At 49.6% G+C, this 19,820-nt stretch carries 17 protein-coding genes; all 17 read right to left on the reverse strand.

Annotation, left to right across the window (positions count from 1 at the left end; genetic code table 11):
- Nucleotides 1–131: 131 nt before the first annotated feature.
- Nucleotides 132–4,205, reverse strand: a complete 4,074-nt coding sequence (locus tag OXH16_07840; GenBank protein ID MCY3681293.1) for a hypothetical protein — start codon at nucleotides 4,203–4,205, stop codon at nucleotides 132–134.
- 21 nt (nucleotides 4,206–4,226) lie between these two features.
- Entirely contained in the window at nucleotides 4,227–4,613 is a 387-nt protein-coding gene (locus OXH16_07845; protein ID MCY3681294.1) for a hypothetical protein, read from the reverse strand.
- Nucleotides 4,614–4,765: 152 nt separating this feature from the next.
- Nucleotides 4,766–7,390, reverse strand: coding sequence for a DNA mismatch repair protein MutS (gene mutS, locus OXH16_07850; protein ID MCY3681295.1), 2,625 nt, complete (start codon nucleotides 7,388–7,390; stop codon nucleotides 4,766–4,768).
- Between the two features lie 21 nt (nucleotides 7,391–7,411).
- Entirely contained in the window at nucleotides 7,412–7,978 is a 567-nt protein-coding gene (locus OXH16_07855; protein ID MCY3681296.1) for a hypothetical protein, read from the reverse strand.
- Nucleotides 7,979–8,124: 146 nt separating this feature from the next.
- Entirely contained in the window at nucleotides 8,125–9,468 is a 1,344-nt protein-coding gene (gene mtaB, locus OXH16_07860) for a tRNA (N(6)-L-threonylcarbamoyladenosine(37)-C(2))-methylthiotransferase MtaB (protein MCY3681297.1), read from the reverse strand.
- Between the two features lie 82 nt (nucleotides 9,469–9,550).
- Nucleotides 9,551–11,500, reverse strand: a complete 1,950-nt coding sequence (gene rpsA, locus OXH16_07865) for a 30S ribosomal protein S1 (GenBank protein MCY3681298.1) — start codon at nucleotides 11,498–11,500, stop codon at nucleotides 9,551–9,553.
- Nucleotides 11,501–11,592: 92 nt separating this feature from the next.
- Complete coding sequence (locus tag OXH16_07870) at nucleotides 11,593–12,237, reverse strand: lysophospholipid acyltransferase family protein (protein ID MCY3681299.1); 645 nt, start codon at nucleotides 12,235–12,237, stop codon at nucleotides 11,593–11,595.
- A 16-nt stretch (nucleotides 12,238–12,253) separates the two neighbouring features.
- Nucleotides 12,254–12,931 (reverse strand): (d)CMP kinase, encoded by a 678-nt coding sequence (cmk, locus tag OXH16_07875; protein MCY3681300.1) that lies wholly within the window; start codon nucleotides 12,929–12,931, stop codon nucleotides 12,254–12,256.
- A 93-nt stretch (nucleotides 12,932–13,024) separates the two neighbouring features.
- Nucleotides 13,025–13,747 (reverse strand): pseudouridine synthase, encoded by a 723-nt coding sequence (locus OXH16_07880; protein ID MCY3681301.1) that lies wholly within the window; start codon nucleotides 13,745–13,747, stop codon nucleotides 13,025–13,027.
- Complete coding sequence (scpB, locus tag OXH16_07885; GenBank protein ID MCY3681302.1) at nucleotides 13,659–14,405, reverse strand: SMC-Scp complex subunit ScpB; 747 nt, start codon at nucleotides 14,403–14,405, stop codon at nucleotides 13,659–13,661. Before scpB ends, OXH16_07880 begins: the two co-directional genes overlap by 89 nt.
- Nucleotides 14,398–15,192: a segregation/condensation protein A gene (locus OXH16_07890; GenBank protein MCY3681303.1), complete on the reverse strand. Its 795-nt coding sequence runs from the start codon at nucleotides 15,190–15,192 to the stop codon at nucleotides 14,398–14,400. Before OXH16_07890 ends, scpB begins: the two co-directional genes overlap by 8 nt.
- Nucleotides 15,189–16,256 (reverse strand): tryptophan--tRNA ligase, encoded by a 1,068-nt coding sequence (gene trpS / locus OXH16_07895; GenBank protein ID MCY3681304.1) that lies wholly within the window; start codon nucleotides 16,254–16,256, stop codon nucleotides 15,189–15,191. Before trpS ends, OXH16_07890 begins: the two co-directional genes overlap by 4 nt.
- A 12-nt stretch (nucleotides 16,257–16,268) precedes the next feature.
- Nucleotides 16,269–16,796, reverse strand: a complete 528-nt coding sequence (locus OXH16_07900) for an HNH endonuclease (protein ID MCY3681305.1) — start codon at nucleotides 16,794–16,796, stop codon at nucleotides 16,269–16,271.
- A 108-nt stretch (nucleotides 16,797–16,904) separates the two neighbouring features.
- Nucleotides 16,905–17,288, reverse strand: coding sequence for a glycine cleavage system protein GcvH (gene gcvH, locus OXH16_07905; GenBank protein MCY3681306.1), 384 nt, complete (start codon nucleotides 17,286–17,288; stop codon nucleotides 16,905–16,907).
- A gap of 43 nt (nucleotides 17,289–17,331) precedes the next feature.
- Nucleotides 17,332–18,675 carry an acetyl-CoA carboxylase biotin carboxylase subunit gene (accC, locus tag OXH16_07910; GenBank protein MCY3681307.1) on the reverse strand — a complete coding sequence of 448 codons (1,344 nt, stop codon included), beginning with the start codon at nucleotides 18,673–18,675 and terminating at the stop codon, nucleotides 17,332–17,334.
- Between the two features lie 92 nt (nucleotides 18,676–18,767).
- Nucleotides 18,768–19,253, reverse strand: a complete 486-nt coding sequence (gene accB, locus OXH16_07915) for an acetyl-CoA carboxylase biotin carboxyl carrier protein (protein ID MCY3681308.1) — start codon at nucleotides 19,251–19,253, stop codon at nucleotides 18,768–18,770.
- 9 nt (nucleotides 19,254–19,262) lie between these two features.
- Nucleotides 19,263–19,820, reverse strand: a complete 558-nt coding sequence (gene efp, locus OXH16_07920; protein MCY3681309.1) for an elongation factor P — start codon at nucleotides 19,818–19,820, stop codon at nucleotides 19,263–19,265.

Consider the following 19,820-nt stretch of genomic DNA (forward strand, 5'->3'; position numbering starts at 1 on the left):
GCTTCCACGCATCTAATTTTACCAGCACCTCAACCGGCGTAAGATAGGCCATTTCCAAATCGCATAACTCAGACTGCCTCAAGTAATCTTGCACCCAATAAAGGTGAACTTTCAATTTAATAACAGGGTACTTATTCTGTCCAACTGCGAAATTGCTGTAAAATATCAGATGGTGCTTGGAGTGAAACAGCTTGATGTGCCGCGAGTAAAATCTGGCCGATTTTTTTCTTTCCAGTCTCACTGCTGTTGCAGGCTTGTTCTATCTGCGGCACTGTAATCATAGGATTTCTTAAAACCGCTCGAAATTTTGTTTTCTTAAGCCATTGTTTAGAAAGAAGTTCTATTAAGCCTGGCTCTACACACTCTTCCCAATCTTGATCAATGAAAGCAGTTGTAATAAGTATGTGGGCATAAAAAAGATTTTGTGGGTCCATTTCAATATCCTGAGCAACTTTTAATGCTGCTACCAGTTGATCTTCACTTCTGGCTGTTATTCTCATTACTGTTAGAGCATTCTTCTCTTCTCCTTCTAATATTGATTCAATTAGATCAAGAGCGATAATCATATTTTGTTTTATTGGTAATCCTGATGAATTTGCACGCCATTTAGCCAGAATTTCAGCCGTATCTTTGTTTGTTGACAGTTGAACAAGAAGGGCTGCTACCAGCAGGCCAATAATACTCTTGACTGAAACAAAGTTGGATAGATCCGTGGTAGATACAGCATAAAATCCCTTTTCTCCTATTTCTTTTCCACTTTGTTCATGCTTCTGCATTGAGACACATGCATCTGCTAATTGACACATACGTTGTGGTAGTTCGTCAAAGGTTTTGTTTCTAAAGTCATGCTGTAATTTAAGGAGAAAAAAAAAGAATCTTAATGATGGATATGCATTTCGGTCTGTAATCTGCAATACTTGCTCAAAAATTGTCATTCCTAAATTGAATTGAGACTCCATTTGAGCCAAATAAAGCCACGCATATTGTATAGGAAAATTTGGATAGTTCATAATTTCGTCATGCCTGGCAGGATCACTACAGAAGCCTGGTGGAGGTTCTTCTGATTTGATATTATTCTTTTTATTTTGTTGTGCCAACCAGGTTATTGAATATCCTAAAAGTTTTTTTAATGTGAAATACCCAACATCTGTATCATCCTGAGGAAGCATATCAAATTCTTGTAGTGCCACACTCAGTAAATTCAGGCTATCCCGCACATTGCCTGCCTTAAACTGTGCAAATCCTGCATCTGCATACAAACCAATATATTTCTTTGAGCCATCAAGGCTTTTAGCTCTTTTTGCTCCATCTTGAAAAAAGGTGGCTGCTTTCTCCCAATCGTTCAAATATGCGGCACAAATGGCAGCTCGACGATACCCCTCTGAAGGCCCAAAGTCTAATTTTTCTGGCGATGGACTCCACTCTGGGAGAATACGCTCGTAAATATCGAGTGCTTCTTGATAATGTTTATGGTGTAAATATACTGTTGCACATTCTTCCTCTACCAGTGGTGATGGCCCCACTTTTGATACAATATCTTGAAGAACTTGATGGGCGGTATCAGGGTTGTGCAAGTATTCATCATAGATGATGGCTTTACCTCTCGCTGCTGCCGAAGCAATATGAGGATAACCCCACGCGATAGTTCTTTCAATCACTTTGTCATATACCTGAAGGCATCTCGTCCAATCGGAATTCTCAAGGTCTTCTTCTGCCATCCAGACACTATCAATCAAAATCCGAGAGGAAATGTTGTAATTTTTGAAATCAGCCAATAATAAAGCTCTAATTTTCGGCTGAAGTTCATCGAGTGCATCAATAAGGTCGCTGAGGGCAGGAGCGTAAATAGGACGACGCGCCAGGATAAAACTAAATAAAGTACTGAAAAATTTAGCTTTATCGGTTTTTTGTTCTGCTAAGTGTCCTTCAAAACTGCCATATATTTTTTTTAGATCTTTATCCTTGTTTATGATATCAATAATTTCTTTAACATAGCCCACCATCTGTCTAACTGGAAGTTGGACTTGATAATATAGCAATGCCTGTGTCGCCAGCATTATGCGAGACAGATGATATGAATTATGTAGATAGTGGGGCTTGGTTTCTTTATCCCAAATTTCAAGTATTTTCGGCGCACATTCTGGTTTTTCCCCAATCGCAATGCGATATTGCAATGACCGAAATAGATGATTTACGAAGACGTCTCCCTTAGATAACTCATGAAAAGAATTGTTTGTGACATGTATTAACCATGAAAAGTCAGGGCTAAATAGTTTCCACTTGTTATCTGGCATTGTAATCAATGGCCAAATAACAGCGATAATACCTTCTTTATTCTCACCTCTCACACTATGTACGAGCACAGCCTCCGCTTCTATTGTCGTCAGATCCTTTGCTTTAAGGATCGCGTTTGCAATCTCGGCGTGGAGATCATTTATCTTACTCTCCGACCAAACTTGGTCGGCCGCGTTTTGCAATAAAGGCGAAATTGTGTAGTATGTTTCATTTACTGGATCTATCCAGGGGCCAACCAGTTGGCTAAAAATATCTCCCGGGTGAGGTATAGATTCTGGTATCTCGCCAATGTTGAGCGCGTAATCCTTCCTGAATGAAGTAAACATCAGGCTAAGCCTATAGAGATATTCTCGCTGGTCTTCTGGCAAGTCGATGAGCAATTGCCGTGCTTCTTCACGCTCTTCTATCACCTCTGGGGGTGTTTGCAAGACACTTTCGTTTTTATTTTGTTTCCAACCTTTCTCCCGCAACCGGACGAGTCGGGCATGTACCAGTCTTGGATGCCCTCTTGTATGCAATCGAATCAATTTTGCCCAAGGCTTTGCGTGATCGGGGGGGCACCCCAATTGTTGTGCAAATTGCTCAATTTCGGATATGGTAAAATCAGGAACAAGGATGGATACAGACTGTGGTACACCAAGACGACGGATGAGGTTATTAGGTAGCTTATGTTGGCTCGTAATCAACAATTTTCCGCCACGTTCCAGTACCCTATAAACGATAATACCCAGAACTTCTTCATACTGTCGCAACTTTTGAGGCTGTAAGTTAAGGTCATCAAGGACGATGTTGACCGGTGAGAATTGATTACTTACTTCAGTAGCAAGTTCCTGTAAACGCTGGACACTATGTGATGAATCTATATTTGCGAAATTCACCCAAAACCACGAGCCACTTATAGACTTTGCGGTCAATTTTGCGAGTGTTGTCTTTCCTCTACCCGCCCCTCCCTGGATTACAGCTATACCCTCTGATTGGAGTTGAGTCTGGATGCTTGCGAGCAAATCTTTTCTTGGTATAACATCGGGATAAGGAGGTGGGATAGTAGTTAGTATGGGAGACTGAGATTGAATCGTAATATCAGACGAAATCCCCATTGATAATGCTCTAAAAGGATCCGTCATTGTGGCCTGCATTTGTAGTGTCTGCAAATGCTGAATTGAAACCCTTTGTGTTGTTTTCTCTTCGAAAATTTCGAGAAAGCGCACTCGGGTAAGTTCGCGGTTTTCCGGTTGCGTTGCGACCATTAAGGCTTCTTTGAGAAGATGATCAACAACTTTGCTGGCATCAGAAGGTGAGATACCGTGTCGGGCACCATGAAGAGTCAGTTTATCACTTATGGATTTCTCAACAAAACTGGCTTCTTTACTATCTGTTTCCCAGGTAATAGGTTCAATGAGTTGTTCATAAATTTCTCGGGGTGCCGCCTTTTTGAGAAAATCATCTACTTCCTCTGATATTTTCTTTTCATCTTGTAAAAATTTGGAAATTTTTGTGATAGCTGCTTCATCACCCGAGCAATGGCTCCATACCTGGAGACCCATCTGTCCTTCTCCGAATGGATTACCTCGTTCCGCACCAATCTTGGATCGGGTGAGAAAACGAAATTTCACACTCAGATCAGGATGGTTGGCTTGCAATGCCCAATAGCGATTGATCGCATCATTCACTTCCTGAGATCTGAGCGTGATATTGTGTTGCGTGTCTTTGACTTGCACTGCCGTAGCAGTGTCATCTAATACCTGGTCAAAGTCTTCCGCTCCTTCCAGATAGAGAATTTCATCTTCAGCAAGGCTGAGCCAAGCATGCACACTGTGCCAGATTTGATAAACATATCCCCTTAGCATGTCATGTGCTTGGCGCTGGGGATCGGCTGTTAGAACTTGATTTTCTTCCTGATGCTCTGCCATTTATTTCTCGAATCACAATCCTCAAAGATGGTCAAAAAAGCTTATATCACGTTGCTTCACTCTGTCCCAAGATATTCCCTCACCATTTGCAATTTGTTTTTCCGATTCGGCAAGGTCGGCCATCGTGTCAGGATCAGATAGGATCTCAGCGGTCTCCCGCCAGACGTTGACCACTTCATCAACACCTGTACCATTGTCCTTTGCGGTATTTGAGAGTTCCTCAAAAAATTCATCGCATTCCGCATCGGATAGGTAACGTACCCACGGATAGATCGACAACAGATCAGTCCGCTTGGGACACTCTCGATTTTTGAGAGAACTCAGCAAATTGATTACCACCTCTAAACTCTCATCAGAGAGCTTATCGAGCATCTGTTTTGCTTCCATCCTCAAATCAACAGTTGCCATTTTATATATCTCTAACTCATGGGTATTTCAAAAAAATTTACTGATATGTTTTTTCGATAGACTGGATTGCGGCTTACACCACGCCGCAATGACAACCGCCGTTCGTCACTCCGGCGGAAGCCGGAGTCCAGTGAACTTATTTGAAATAGTACTCATTCTTCCAACGCACGCTTCCACGCATCCAATTTCACCAGCGCCTCAACCGGCGTGAGATGGGCGATATCTAAATCGCGCAACTCAGACAACATCGGATGATCTTCCCGCTCAACCTTCACTTCTGCTACCGGCGCAAACAGCGGCATCTGCCCATTCTCCCTCACGCGATCGGGTTGGGGCTTTGATCCCACTGACAGATCGTTTTGCTCCAGCCGGTTCAAAATCTCCTTTGCCCGCGCAATCATCTCTATCGGCATCCCGGCCAGGCGCGCCACCTCAATGCCGTAGCTGTGGTCGCACCCACCCGGCACCAGCTTGTGTAAAAACGCGATGGTATCGCCCGCCTCGCGCACGGCAACGCTGTAATTCACCACCCGCGGCAGCAAATCCTCCAATTCTGTCAACTCGTGATAATGCGTCGCAAACAACGTCCGCGGCTGAATCTGTTCGGCATTGTGCAAATACTCCGTCATTGCCCAGGCAATACTCAACCCGTCAAACGTACTCGTCCCGCGTCCAATCTCGTCCAAAAGCACCAGACTCTTCGGCGTCGCATTGTTCAAAATATTCGCCGCCTCGTTCATCTCCACCAAAAACGTACTCTCGCCCCGCGCCAGATTATCGGATGCACCCACCCGTGTAAAAATGCGATCCACCACCCCAATATGCGCCTCGCGCGCAGGCACAAAACTGCCGACCTGCGCCAAAAGCGCAATCAACCCGGTCTGGCGCAAAATCGTCGATTTCCCCGACATATTGGGACCAGTAATCAGCAAAATTTGATCGGTCTCACCATCAATCTTCAGATCATTAGGCACAAACTGCCCGCCCGGAAGCAACTGCTCGACCGCGGGATGCCGCCCTTCCTTCACATCAATACGCACGCTATTATCCACCTGGGGACGCACATAATCATTGGACGATGCCACTTCGGCCAGCGTGCTCAACACATCTACGGTCGCCACGGATAGTGCCGTGCGCTGCACGGGCTCCACCCAACCAGCTACCTTTTCTCGCAACGCGGCAAACAAATCGCGCTCGAGATCCTTTGCCCGTTCATCTGCGCCCAAAATCTTCGCCTCCCAATCCTTCAACTCCGGCGTGATATACCGCTCGGCATTGACCAGCGTTTGCTTGCGCACAAAATACGCGGGCACCTTATCCTGATTGGCCTTGGTGACCTCGATATAATATCCAAATGCCTTGTTATACCCCACCTTTAACGACGCGATACCCGTTTTCTCGCGTTCCTCTGCCTGCAAGTTGGCAACCCAATCGCGCCCGCCCGATGCGATTTTCCGCAACTCGTCCAGTTCCTCGTGATAGCCCGTTCTGATATATCCGCCATCGCTAATCTGTGCAGGTGGATCGTCTTCAAGCGTGTGGGCAATCAAATCAATTAGCTCTGTCAGGTCCGGCATGCCCTGATCGCGTGCTCGCACCAGCAAATCCGCGCGAAACTCACGCAGGGATTCTCGCAGCGGAACAACCGCTTCCAAAGACCGCTGAAGCGCCACAAGCTCTCGCGGATTGGCCCGATTGCAACAAATCCGGGACATCAGCCGCTCCAGGTCTCCAATGTGGCGCAGAGCCTCTCGTGCCTCGTCCCGACACGCCGCAGATTCGACAAATGCCTGTACTGCATCTAAGCGCGCATCGATGCGGCCGACATCTACAAGCGGCTGTGATAGCCATGTGCGCAGTGTTCGCGCGCCCTGCGGCGTACACGTCTGATCTAAAACCCCAAACAACGTGCCCTCCCGCCGCCCCTCTTGAATGGTTGTAACCAGTTCCAGATTGCGCTGTGTCACCAGATCCAGTTCCATCACCGACTCGGTGTGTTCGCGCGCCAATCGCGTAATATGGGATACTGCCCCCTTCTGATTTTCGCGCAAATAACACAGCACGCCACCTGCGGCGCATATTCCAACGGTGAGATCATCGCATCCAAAGCCCTTGAGAGACGCCACCTTGAAATGCTCCTTCAATGCATCGTACGCATAATGCTGTCCAAAATGCCAATCTTCTATATGCGTGAGCAATGCACCCGGCATCCGCGCTTCAAACTCGGCCTCATTGTCTTTGGCCCACGCCTCGGGTGCCAGCACCTCTGCGGGAGCCACGCGCTCCAATATCTCCCACAAATCATCGGCTGCGCGTTCCGATGCCCTGAACATACCCGTTGACAAATCCGCTGTCGCCATGCCCAATTGATCGCCAGAAACAAAAATGCCCACAAGGTAATTATTGCGCTTTTGATCGAGCAAATCATCGGACATTACCGTTCCCGGTGACACGACCTGCACCACCTCGCGGCGCACCACTTTCTTGCCCTTTTGTGGCGGCTCCATCTGCTCGCAAATCGCCACCTTTTTTCCGGCTTTGATAAGTCTAGCGAGATAGGTATCCAGCGCGTGATGCGGCACACCTGCCAGCGGAATGCGGTCTGCTCGCCCATTGTTGCGCGATGTCAACGTCAACCCCAAAAGCCGAGATGCAACAACGGCGTCGTCGTAAAATGTCTCGTAAAAATCGCCCATCCGAAACAGCAAAATCGCATCTGGATGTTGCTCCTTAAAATGCGCGTACTGTTCCATTGCCGGTGTCAATTGCGTCGCCATCCCAAATCCTCTAAAGACTTCTCATTCTCCCACCGCTTTTCGATACGAATAATCAAATAACAACTCCCATTCGCACAGTTGAATCTCGCGGCAAAGCGCGTCGTGTGCTGAGCGCCCTTCGAGCGCATCGGCACACAGATCAACATAGGCACCTGCATCCCAATGTGCTTGCGTCGCCAAAAACTCTGGCGCGCCGGAAACACCATCCGCAATACTGGCCGCCGCCTTGCACAAATCGTCAAAAATGGCGTGGTTACCCACTTTGCGAAACCAGTATTTTGAATTGGAAAAATCGGGTTCGCGGCGGTGCATGATACCGTGCCAATAACTTCCAGTCTCTGTATAAATGCCCTGACTGATGGTGTGAGATGCATCTAAAAAGTTGTGATACAGCCACATACCAGAAATACAGGCCTGTGCCATATCTTCATCCACCACTGCTTTGCCGGCAAAAGCAGACTGCACAGTCAGCGCATCGAGCGCGCTTTTTGCCCCGGCGTTCTCTTCGCCGCCATCCAGTGGATTCAATCGCTTTTCGGAAATCAATTCCGCAAAAACATCGCCATAAGCACCTGCGTCAAAAGACATAATTTCACTCCTTTATTTTGTAAATACAGCGCGATCGTCGCCTGTAAAAAATTCAAAAATTCTTACTCATCGAATATACTCAGAAATTTGAAAAAAAAAAGACCAATTCCTTTCGGAATCGGCCTTTTCTGTCCAGATCTCGCAGTTTACGCACTTTGCACCTGCAATAACTCCCGCGCGTGATGCCCCTCGAAACCCGCCAATTCTCCGACGGCCACATCGTCTTCAACCCGCTGCAAGTGCACATCGACAATCTCTTCGCACGCGGCATCTGGAGCGGGCGCAACCACCCGGATATAATTATCGGTCAACCCCTGTAAAAGCTGCCCGTTGCGGCGGTTTTCAAAAAGCACGGGCAATGTGCGCCCAATAAACCGCGCTTGAAATGCCGCCACCTTTCGCTGCCCCAATTTGCGGAGTATTGCGCCCCGTTGCTTTTTCACCTTTGGATCAACCTGATTTGTCATGCGCGCTGCAGGCGTTTTGCCGCGCGGCGAATACGGAAATACGTGCAAATACGTCATGGGATGATAGGCAATCAAATCGCGCGTATTTTGGAATGCCTCATCCGATTCACCGGGAAAACCCACCATCACATCCCCACCAATGCCCACATCGGGAATCCGATCTGCGAGTTTTTCAATTAGCGCAATATACTCCTCCCGCGTATAGGGGCGACGCATTGCCTTCAACACGCCGTCGTCACCGCTCTGCAATGGAATGTGCAAATGCCTGCAAAATTTCTGGCTCGACGCAAAAAAGTCGATCATGGCATCGGTCACATAAGTCGCTTCAATTGAACTCACGCGAAAGCGCTCCAACCCGTTGACGCGCTCAACAGCCTCCAGCACCTGCAACAAGTCGCGCGCCTCCAAATCCACGCCGTAATCGCCAATATGCACACCCGTCAGCACCACCTCTCGATAGCCCGCTGATACCAATTTCTCAACCTGCAATACGGTACTCTCAAGCGTGCGACTGCGACTGCGCCCACGCGCAAACGGAATAATGCAAAATGAACAAAATTCATTGCACCCTTCCTGAATTTTGACAAAAGCCCGAGCGCGCCCGCCAAAATTGTAAATATCCATATCCTGAAAATCAGCCGTGCGACTGCGCGTCACGAATGTGCGCCCCAAAGAGCAGGTAGTATTTACCAGATCCAGAAGTTGCATCCGCTCTGCTGTTCCGACCACCAGATCGACTTCGGGCATTGCCGATAGGGCATCTGGATCTGTTTGTGCATAACACCCCACCGCAACCACGGTACCTGTGGGCGAAATCCGATGTGCTCTGCGCAATGCCTTGCGCGACTGCGCGTCCCCTTGACCGGTCACAGTGCAGGTATTGACCACAGTAACATCAGCCCACTCACCAAACGGCACCTCGCGATAACCCTGCGCCACAAACTGCTCGGCATACCACTGCGTGTCGTAAGTATTGAGCTTACAACCCAGCGTATAAAACGCAACCGTCTTTTGATCTCGCATAAAAAATCAGCCATTTGAAAAAACAAAGCGTTGAGACGATATGCCCCAACGCTTTGCAACCGCCAGAAAGATCTGAGCAATCTTATTCCTCTTTTCTACTCTGTGATTCATCCTTTGCTTCGACCTCAGCTTCGGCTTCGGCTTCCACTGCCTCTTCAACTTCTGCCTCGGCAGTTTCGGCTTCCGCTTCTGCTTCTACTTCCACCTCTACTTCAGCTTTGGCTTCTACTTCCACCTCTACTTCAGCTTTGGCTTCTACTTCGGCCTCATCCTCTACTTCTACCTCTGTATCTGCTACCACTTCATCTTCTTCGGCAACTTCATCTTCCACGGCTACTTCTGCGCCTACGCGTTGAGGATGTGCCGCGAGAAAAGCGTCGATTTCATCTTGATCGGCATCTCGCAAACGCTCTCGCACGCTCAATACAATCTTCTTTTGATCTTCGTCAAACTCCACGACTTTCAGCGGGATCTCATCGCCTTCCCCGAAATATTCATCGGGACGTTGAAGGTCGTCAATACCCAGTTGAGAAACCGGTACAAATCCCTCCACATGGCCTTCGAGATCAACGACCACCCCGCGTTCGAGAATGCGCGAAATATTACCCTCTACGGCATTGCCCACTGCATAGGTAACAGCCAGCTTCGCCCAGGGATTTTCAACGGTCTGTTTATGCCCCAACGAGATGCGCCGGCGCTCTTTGTCGATATTGAGCACAATAACATCCAATTCCTGGCCTTTTTTGATCACCTCACTCGGATGGCGAATGCGCTTGGTCCAGGACATATCGGAAATATGCACCAGCCCGTCGATTCCCTCTTCGATTTCGACAAAAGCCCCAAAATTGGTCAAATTGCGTACAATACCTCGGAGAGGTGTGCCCGAGGGGTATTTTTGGTCGAGATCTTCCCAGGGATCGGGCTGCACCTGCTTGAGACCCAGCGAAATTTTTTGCCCTTCCTGGTCAACGCGCAGGACCATGACCTCCACTTCATCGCCGATGGAGACCAGCTTAGAAGGATGGCGAATATGCTGTGTCCACGACATTTCAGAAATGTGTACCAACCCTTCGACACCCTGTTCCAGCTCGACAAAAGCGCCGTAATCCGTAATGCTGACAACCTTGCCTATTACCTTGCTATCAACAGGATATTTTTCCTCGACACCTTTCCAGGGATGGTCTTGTAATTGTTTCATACCCAGAGAAATGCGCTCGCGCTTCTCATCGTAATTGAGCACCTTAACTTCTACTTCTTCGCCAATGGACAAAACTTCTGATGGATGTCCAACCCTGCCCCAGGCTATATCCGTAATATGCAACAACCCGTCTAAGCCGCCCAGATCGATAAACGCGCCAAAATCGGTGATATTTTTGACCGATCCCTGACGCACTTGTCCCACTTCCAGTGTGGCGAGAATCTGTTTGCGCAGCCTGGAACGTTCTTCTTCGAGAACAACGCGACGAGAAATGACAATATTTCGGCGATTCTTGTTGAGTTTTATAATCCGGAACGGGTACACATTGCCGAGAAATTGATCGAAATTTTTGACCTGTTTGATATCAATTTGGGAGCCGGGCAAGAAAGCATCGACGCCGAAGAGATCGACCACAATGCCACCTTTGATTCGCCGCATCAAACGCCCCTCAACAATCTGATCGCTATCATACGCGTCCTTAATGCGATCCCACACCCGCATAAAGTCAGCTTTGGTCTTGGACAGCACCACCTGGCCTTCCTGGTCTTCAATGCTCTCCAAAAAAACCTCAATTTCATCGCCATCCTCTATGGCTGGCGGATCGCCAAACTCAGAGAGGGGAATTGCGCCTTCAGACTTGAAACCTATATCTACCACCACGATACCGTCGTGGATGGACCTCACGGTACCCACGACAATCTCGCCCTGCTTAATGGTCTCTAACGTCTCTTCGTAGAGTTCCATCATTTCATTAAATTCTGACTCGCTATACTCGCTTTCATCCAGCGCAGCCAGGGCTTCTTCAGGGGTGGGTTTAAGGGTATTAACGGCCATACGAAAAATTTCCTTTCGCGCTAAAAAATCGCGCAAAATAACAAAAAAAGAACGACGAATAACGTCGATCAAACCGTGCCGACACCTTATCGTTAACCATTGTGAGAAGCGGGAGCAACCGTGCCGGCTTTCCGCCGCATCCGCTTCAGAACAGCGAGATGATGCATCACTTCCCGAGTGATAAAATTGTAGGCGTCGCGACGCCTGTCGGGCAATTGTTCTGGACAACCCAGAATAGGCTTGCCAAACCGCACCTGCAACCGATCCAGCCCAACCAGCGTTTTCCAGATACTGACTGTGCCCGAAATATATACGGGTATCACAGGTGCCCGAGTGCGATAAACCAGCATGCCCACCCCTGATCGGGGGCGCAGAAAACCGGGGCGCTTATTGCGCGTGCCCTCTGGAAAAATGAGTACGGGATTACCGCCCTGCAAAGTTTTTGTCCAGGCCAAAAATGCGCTGCGATCTCCACGGCTTCTATCAACCGGCATCGCGTGCAACCTGTGAATCAGCTTTCCCAGCAACGGAACAGGAAAGAGTTCAGCCTTAGCAAGATACCAAAGTTCGCGTCCTGCCGCAACTCCAATAATAACGGGATCGACGTAAGAACAATGGTTAGAAGCCAAAATTAATGCCCCCGACCGGGGTATGTGACGCCGCCCTTCGACCCGCAATCTAAAGAGAATAACGGCCAGCCCGTAAGCCAGCCACCAGCAAAAGCGATAAAAAGTCATCGATATCATCCATTTATCATTCACGCCCTTGGGCAAGGTCAACAATCCTATCCACTTGTTCTGAGATTGACAATTCTGTGGTATCTATACACACGGCATCAAGCGCGGGCCACGCGCCGCGTTGCAACTGCGTTTGTCGGTCGCGGAGATCCCGAATGCGAATTTCGTCCAGCAGCGACTCAAACACAGCAGTCTCACCCCTTTTTTTGAGGTCTCTGAGTCGTCGGCGCGCGCGTTCGGCGGGATCGGCAACGAGAAAAATTTTCAATTCCGCATCTGGAAAAATAGCAGTACCAGTATCTCGCCCTTCTAAAACAATACCCCCATCTCTTCCCATGGCCCGCTGTAATGCAACGAGCACATCGCGCACCCCTGGATGGACAGCTACACGAGACGCAGCCTGAGAAATTTCAGATGAGCGAATGGCATTGGATATATTTTCCCCATTGAGCAGGGTTTGCAACTTTCCATCTCGCGTTTCAAATGCGATATCGAGCGCGCTACACAATGCGGTTACGCCATCGGGATCATCGGGATCAACACCCCGTTGCAGTGCCGCCAGTCCCACGGCGCGATACATGGCCCCGGTATCCAGATACAGGTACCCCATTTGATCTGCAACGAGCCGCGCAGTCGTACTCTTGCCAGCACCTGCCGGGCCATCAATCGCAATAACAATGCCATTTCCGCGCATAAGAAAACCAGCGAATCAACGAATAGACGAATCAACGACGGAGTTTGTAACAACTTTGGGTGGTAGGGCCGGGTTCGTCTATTCGTCTATTCGTTACAGCCCGACCATTTCTCGAAGCCTTTTTACTTCTGCTTGTGTCAGATGCCGCCATTGGCCTGGCTCGAGGTGTCGCGTTGTGAGACCGGCAAAATGCGTGCGTGCCAAAGATCGTACCCGATGTCCTGCAGCCTCGCACATCCGCTTCACCTGTCTTTTCCGCCCCTCGTGAAGCACCAATTCTAATTCTGTATCCCCACCGCTTGCGCGTATCACGCGAATATGTGCAGGAGCAGAAATACCATCGCTGAGCTTTATCCCTTCTCGCAGTGCTGCCAATACCGCCTCGCCGGGATACCCACGCACCCATGCGCGATAGACTTTTTTTACGCCATATCGCGGATGGGTCAATCGAAATGCCAGATCGCCGTCATCCATCAACAACAAAACCCCTCGCGTATCCAGATCGAGCCGTCCGACGGGAAAAACCCGAGCATCAATGCCGCGCAACAATTTATAAACTGTTTGGGCATGATGCGGATCGCGCGTCGATACCAGATATCCCGGGGGTTTGTGCAATAAAATATAAGTTTGTCGATCAACCGATTGGATCGCCCGCCCATTGACACATACGCGATCGCTATGCGGATTTAATCGCGTGCCCGGATGTGTCACAACAGCGCCATTTATTTTAACGCTGCCCGTTTGGATCAACCGATCGCTCGCCCGCCGCGAAGCCACCCCCGCGCGGGCCAGAAACCGGTTCAGGCGCTCTGTCATGGGTATCCTGTTCGCTTTCTCCATCGGTATTGATCACGCCCGATAACGGGCTGTCTATGCCTTCGGCTACCCGTTGCTCTTCTTCTCGGAGCAATTCTTCCAACTCGCGAATCCTGGGCAGATCAGACAGGGTCTTAAGGCCAAAATGCTTCAAAAAATCGCGTGTCGTTCCGTATAACAAGGGCCGCCCGGGCGCGTCTGACCGTCCGGAAATGCGGATCAAGCCCTTTTCCATCAATTGCCGCAAAACGCCATCGACAGACACACCGCGGATATGCTCGACTTCGGCTTTGGTAACCGGCTGCTTAAAAGCCAGAATAGCGAGCGTTTCCAGGGAAGCTTGAGAAAGCCGGGGCGCGACTTTCTCGCGCATCAGTTGCCGAATCCATGGCGCAAATTCGCTGTGTACAGCCAACTGAAAGCCCCCCGCGACTTCGACAACCCTGAAACTGCGCCCAGTCTGTGCGTATTCTTCATTGAGATCATTGACATAGGCGCGAATTTCTTTTGCGCCAGTATGCTGTCCCAAAACCGATGACAGACGCGATACGCCCAGAGGATCATCGGCTGCAATCAACAACGCTTCAACCACGCCTTTGTTGCGTGCATCTTCATCGGTAGCCAGATTGGCGACGCGTGCGTCATCTCTCTCAGACATCGGTTGTGCCCTCCTCGAAAGACGCCGTGTCTAAAGCATCGCGGCGATATACCCAGAGTTCTCCATCAATATCAGTCTGCTGAACGCGGACTTTGCCTTCTTTCATCAAGTCCAGCAACGCGATAAATGTCACAACAACAACAATTCGATATGCACTGGCAATCAGATCGCTAAATGGAACCTGATGACGTCGCGCGAGTACATCGAGCACGTATTCGACGCGCTCTTCTGTGGTCACATCGACCCGCGTCACCTCGTGAAAATCGACTTTTGGTGCCGCATCCATCGCTTGCTTAAAGGCGCGGAGCAATTCGAACAGGCTCACGGGACGAAATTCCCCGGTTTCTCGCTCTCGAATATCTTCCAGATCCATCGAAGCACCCCGATAAAAAACATCGCGGTATTCCGTTTGCTGATCGTCCATCCACGTGGCTACTTCTCTAAACTGCTGGTATTCCAACAAGCGGCGCACCAATTCTTCGCGAGGATCACCTTCTTCCTCCTCGGCTTCTGGATCAGAGGGCAACAACATGCGCGATTTGATGCGCATCAATGTGGCGGCCATCACGACAAAATCGCCGGCAACCTCTAAGTTTAATCTCTGGATAATCTCGACGTATTCTAAAAATTGCCGCGTAATATCGGCGATGGGAATATCGTAGATATCGATCTCGTTTTTTTGAATGAGAAAGAGCAACAGATCCAGCGGGCCCTCAAACAAATCGAGCTTCACGCCATAAGGCGCAGCATCCGGATCGAACTGAGCTGTCAAATTGGATGCAATCATTGCGCCTCCTGCTCCTGTTTCTTCATTCTATCTCGCGCTTTGCGAGAAATCCGATTCCATACGCCGGTAAAACCCATCGCCTTTTTCATAGCCAAAAGCGTTTCGTTTGCAAGTGCTTGCGTTTTGAGCGTGCCTTCGTAAATCACTTGCTCGATATAACCCGACTGCGCCGCAAAATGTGCCCGGCGCTGGCGGATAGGGGCGAGAAACGCATTGAGCGCGCGTGCCAATTTATCTTTCACTTCGACATCGCCCACACGCCCCTGGCGATAGCGGGTTTTGAGATCTTCAACTTCAGCGACATTGGGATTAAATGCATCGTGATACATAAATACGGGATTGCCTTCAACAGTGCCCGGAATATCTGCGCGAACGCGATTGGGATCCGTGTACATACCGCGCACTTTTTTTTCTACAGTCTTTTCATCATCAGATAAAAAAATCGCATTGTCGAGACTTTTGCTCATCTTGGCCTGTCCATCGGTTCCCACCAGAGTAGGGACCTCGCCCATGAGGAGTTCGGGAATGGGAAATACATCGCCGTAATACGCGTTGAACCGACGCGCAATTTCCCGCGTCACTTCAACGTGCGCCTCATTGTCTTTCCCCACCGGCACAACATGTGCGCGCGGCATCAAAATATCGGCACTTTGAAGCACGGGATACCCGATCAGGCCAAATGGAATTGCCTCATCTGTCATATTCGCCGCGCGGGCCATATCTTTCACACTGGGCAATCGCGCCACGCGGGGCAATGTCACGAGCATCTCAAAAAACAGATTCATCTCGTACACAGCGTGAATAGCCGATTGCAAATAGATGGTCGATTTTTGGGGATCTATACCCACGGCCAAATAATCCAATACCATCTCATAGATATTTTCACGCAATGCATCGATGTGTTCTTTTTGAGGCTGCGTGGTCAACATGTGCAGATCGGCCACCAAAAAATAGCTCTCGTAATCATCTTGCAGAGCCACGCGGTTTTTCAAAGACCCAACATAGTGCCCGAGATGCAAGCGCCCCGTGGGCCGATCACCTGTCAAAATTCGCTTTTTTTCCATCAGCCCCCGCTTTTAATCATCCATAAAAAGATAGGGACGCCAGCGGCGATCTGGCACCCCAATATGATGTCGAATAAAGGTCACCCGATTGGGAGACTGCGGCTTGCGCAATAATGACAAACCGACTTCCGCAGGCGCATGGTCGCCCTTGCGATTGTTGCACCGATGGCAGGCGCACACCAGATTATCCCATGAATTGCGCCCATTTTGAGACCGCGGCACCACGTGATCAATGGTAAATGGACCGCGGCGAATGCCACAATACTGACACTGAAACCCATCGCGTTTTAAGATATTGCGCTTGGTCAAAGCGAGCGGTTTGGGAGGCACGCGCACATATACGGCCAGACGCACCACACTCGGCACGGGGAATGAATCCCTCACCGTATGGATGCGAGAATCGCACGCTTCGACAACTTCGGCGCGACCTCGAAAAACCAGTACAATAGCCCTGCGCACAGAACACACATGCAGAGGTTCATAACTCTGATTGAGCACCAGCACAGACTGATTGAGTACCGTGGGCATCGTCACGGGCATGATAAAGCACCTCAAAAATAGCGATTAGCCTCCGCCCATCCACTCCCTAATATAAATCTCCATGATATATTGTATTGACTACAAGGTGTCAAGACTTATTCACTCTATCTATTCATCAACCAGACCTGCATAGGCATGAGCATCCATCAAGTCCTCTGTTTCTGAAGGATCTGAAAGGCGCACTTGAATCATCCATCCCTCGCCATAAGGCTCGTCGTTGACCAGAGCAGCATCATCTGTCAACTGGATATTGACATCCACCACCTCACCCGAAACCGGTGCAATGAGGTCGGACACCGTCTTGACCGCCTCAATTATGCCATAGGATTCCCCCTGAGCGACAAAATCGCCAATCTCTGGCAATTCTAAAAACACAATATCGCCCAGTTCGCCCTGCGCGTAATCCGTAATCCCGCATGTGCCCGTATCACCCTCAATTCGAACCCAGTCGTGATCGCTATTAAAAAGTAAATCTTCTGGAATATCCGACATTTTCTGCTCCTTTGTACCTTTACCTATGGGTGAGAAATGCGCTTCACCCGCCATAGCCCAACTTGTTCACAAATTCTGTTGTTGCTCGTCCTGTTCTAAAATCCTCGTGTTGTAAAGCATGGAGATGAAAGGGAATTGTCGTTGGCACACCTTCGATCACAAACTCTTCAAGTGCGCGCACTACTCGTGCAATTGCCTCGTCGCGCGTGTCGCCATATCCGATGAGCTTGGCCAAAAGAGAATCGTACTGCGGGGGAACCGTATATCCCGTATAGACGTGTGAATCAATGCGAATACCCGGACCACCTGGCAGGTGAAGAGAAGTAATTGTACCGGGCGAGGGCCTGAAATTGTGCTTGGGATCTTCGGCATTGATCCGACACTCAATAGCATGCCCTTTGAAATCAAATAGATCCTGAGATAGTGTAAGGGATGTACCGGCTGCGATGAGGATCTGCCATTTGACCAGATCGAGTCCTGCCACCATCTCTGTAACCGGGTGCTCGACCTGAATGCGCGTGTTCATTTCTAAAAAATAAAAATCTCCGGAAGCGTCGAGCAAAAACTCAACGGTGCCAGCACTGGCGTATCCAACCGCAAGAGCACCTTTAATAGCTGCCTCTCCCATGCGCTGGCGCATGGCTTCATCAACCACGGGAGAAGGCGACTCTTCGATGAGCTTTTGATGCCGACGCTGGACCGAACACTCTCGTTCCCCCAAATGCACAATACGCCCCGCCAAATCTCCCAATACCTGGATCTCCACATGCCGGGGCTGCACAATCTCTTTTTCCAAATAGAGCGCACCAGACGTAAACGCCGCCTGTGCCTCGGCCTGTGCCATTTGCCACGCGCGTTCCAACTCGCGCTCTGAAAACACAGTGCGCATCCCCCGACCACCCCCGCCTGCCACGGCCTTGAGACGCACGGGGTATCCAATGCTACGCGCAGCTTGCTGTGCCTCCTCATAGCTCTCCAGAACTCCTGTACCCGGCGCAACGGGCACACCGGCCCCTTGCATGGTCTCGCGCGCGATGGCCTTATCGCCCATTTTGCGTATCGCTTCGGCAGACGGGCCAATAAAAACAATGCCGCAAGTACCGCAAATTTCGGCAAACTCGGCATTCTCGGCCAGCGGACCATATCCCGGATGAATCGCATCGGCATTGGTCACTTCGGCAGCACTTAAAATGCGCGGAATATTTCGATAACTTTGCTCACCGGGAGGCGGGCCAATACAAACATCTTCGTCGGCCATACCAACGTGCAGAGAATTGCTATCCGCTTCAGAGTAAATGGCTACAGTTTGCAGCCCCAACTCTTTACAGGCTCGGATAATACGCAGCGCAATCTCGCCGCGGTCGGCAATGAGAACTTTCTCAAACAAGGGTATGATCTCAAAAAAGGAAAGGTCAATAGGGCCTGCTCATTCGCAGGGGGAGGGCAAACGACAACAAGCGAATGGGCATCCCCGAGAGGCTATTTTTCTGGGTCAATTAAAAACAAGGGCGTATTGTATTCGACGGGCGCGGCATTTTCAACCAGTACGCGCACCACCCGACCATCCACATCACACTCGATTTCATTCATAATTTTCATGGCTTCAATAATACACAGGGTCTGTCCTCGCGTCACCTCATCGCCTTCTGCTGCATAGGGCGGTGCTTCGGGATTCGGCGATTGGTAAAACATACCCACCATAGGCGAGCGCAAAGTGTGATAGTGCCCGTCGTCTCCACTTGCAGCATCTTCAACCTGGGTCTCAGAGACATCGACAGGTGCAGATGCTGACGCAGGTGGCGCAGTCAGCGCTTGCACGATGGGGGCTTGCTTGCTGGCGCGCACAATGCGAATGCGCCCACGCCCAAAGAGCTTGCGTTCAATCTCAACTTCCTGTACATCATCGGCGCCAATCAGATCGATGAGTTCTTTCGCACTCGCTATTACCTGTTTGGAAATTTTCACAATGATCTCCTAAACCCGTTCGACATAAGACTGGGTGCGCGTATCAATCTTCAACACATCGCCAATCTCGACAAATAGCGGAACCTGTACTGTTGCCCCGGTTTCCACGCGCGCGGGCTTTGTCCCGCCAGTAGCTGTATCGCCGCGCAAACCGGGATCGGTTTGATCGACTTTTAATTCTACAAAAATGGGCAGTTCCACACCCAGGGCATTTCCCTCGGCAATCAGTACATCGACAATTTCATTTTCCTGCAACAGCTTTTGCGCATCGCCCACAATCTCCGTAGATACTTCGTATTGGTCGTAGGTGCGCGTATCCATAAAAATGTAAAACGCATCCTGCTTGTATAAGTACTGGCACTTCCGTCTTTCCAGACGAACATCATCTACTTTGTCGCCCGACCGAAATGTGCGATCAATCACAGCGCCCGACATCACACTCTTGAGCTTGGTACGCACGACCGCAGCACCTTTGCCGGGCTTAAAATGCTCAAACTCGGTCATAAAAAAAAGCTGCCCATCCAGGCGAATAACCATACCATTGCGAAAGTCAGAAGTAGAAACCAT

The organism is Gemmatimonadota bacterium, from assembly GCA_026705765.1.
GTDB lineage: Bacteria > Latescibacterota > UBA2968 > UBA2968 > UBA2968 > VXRD01.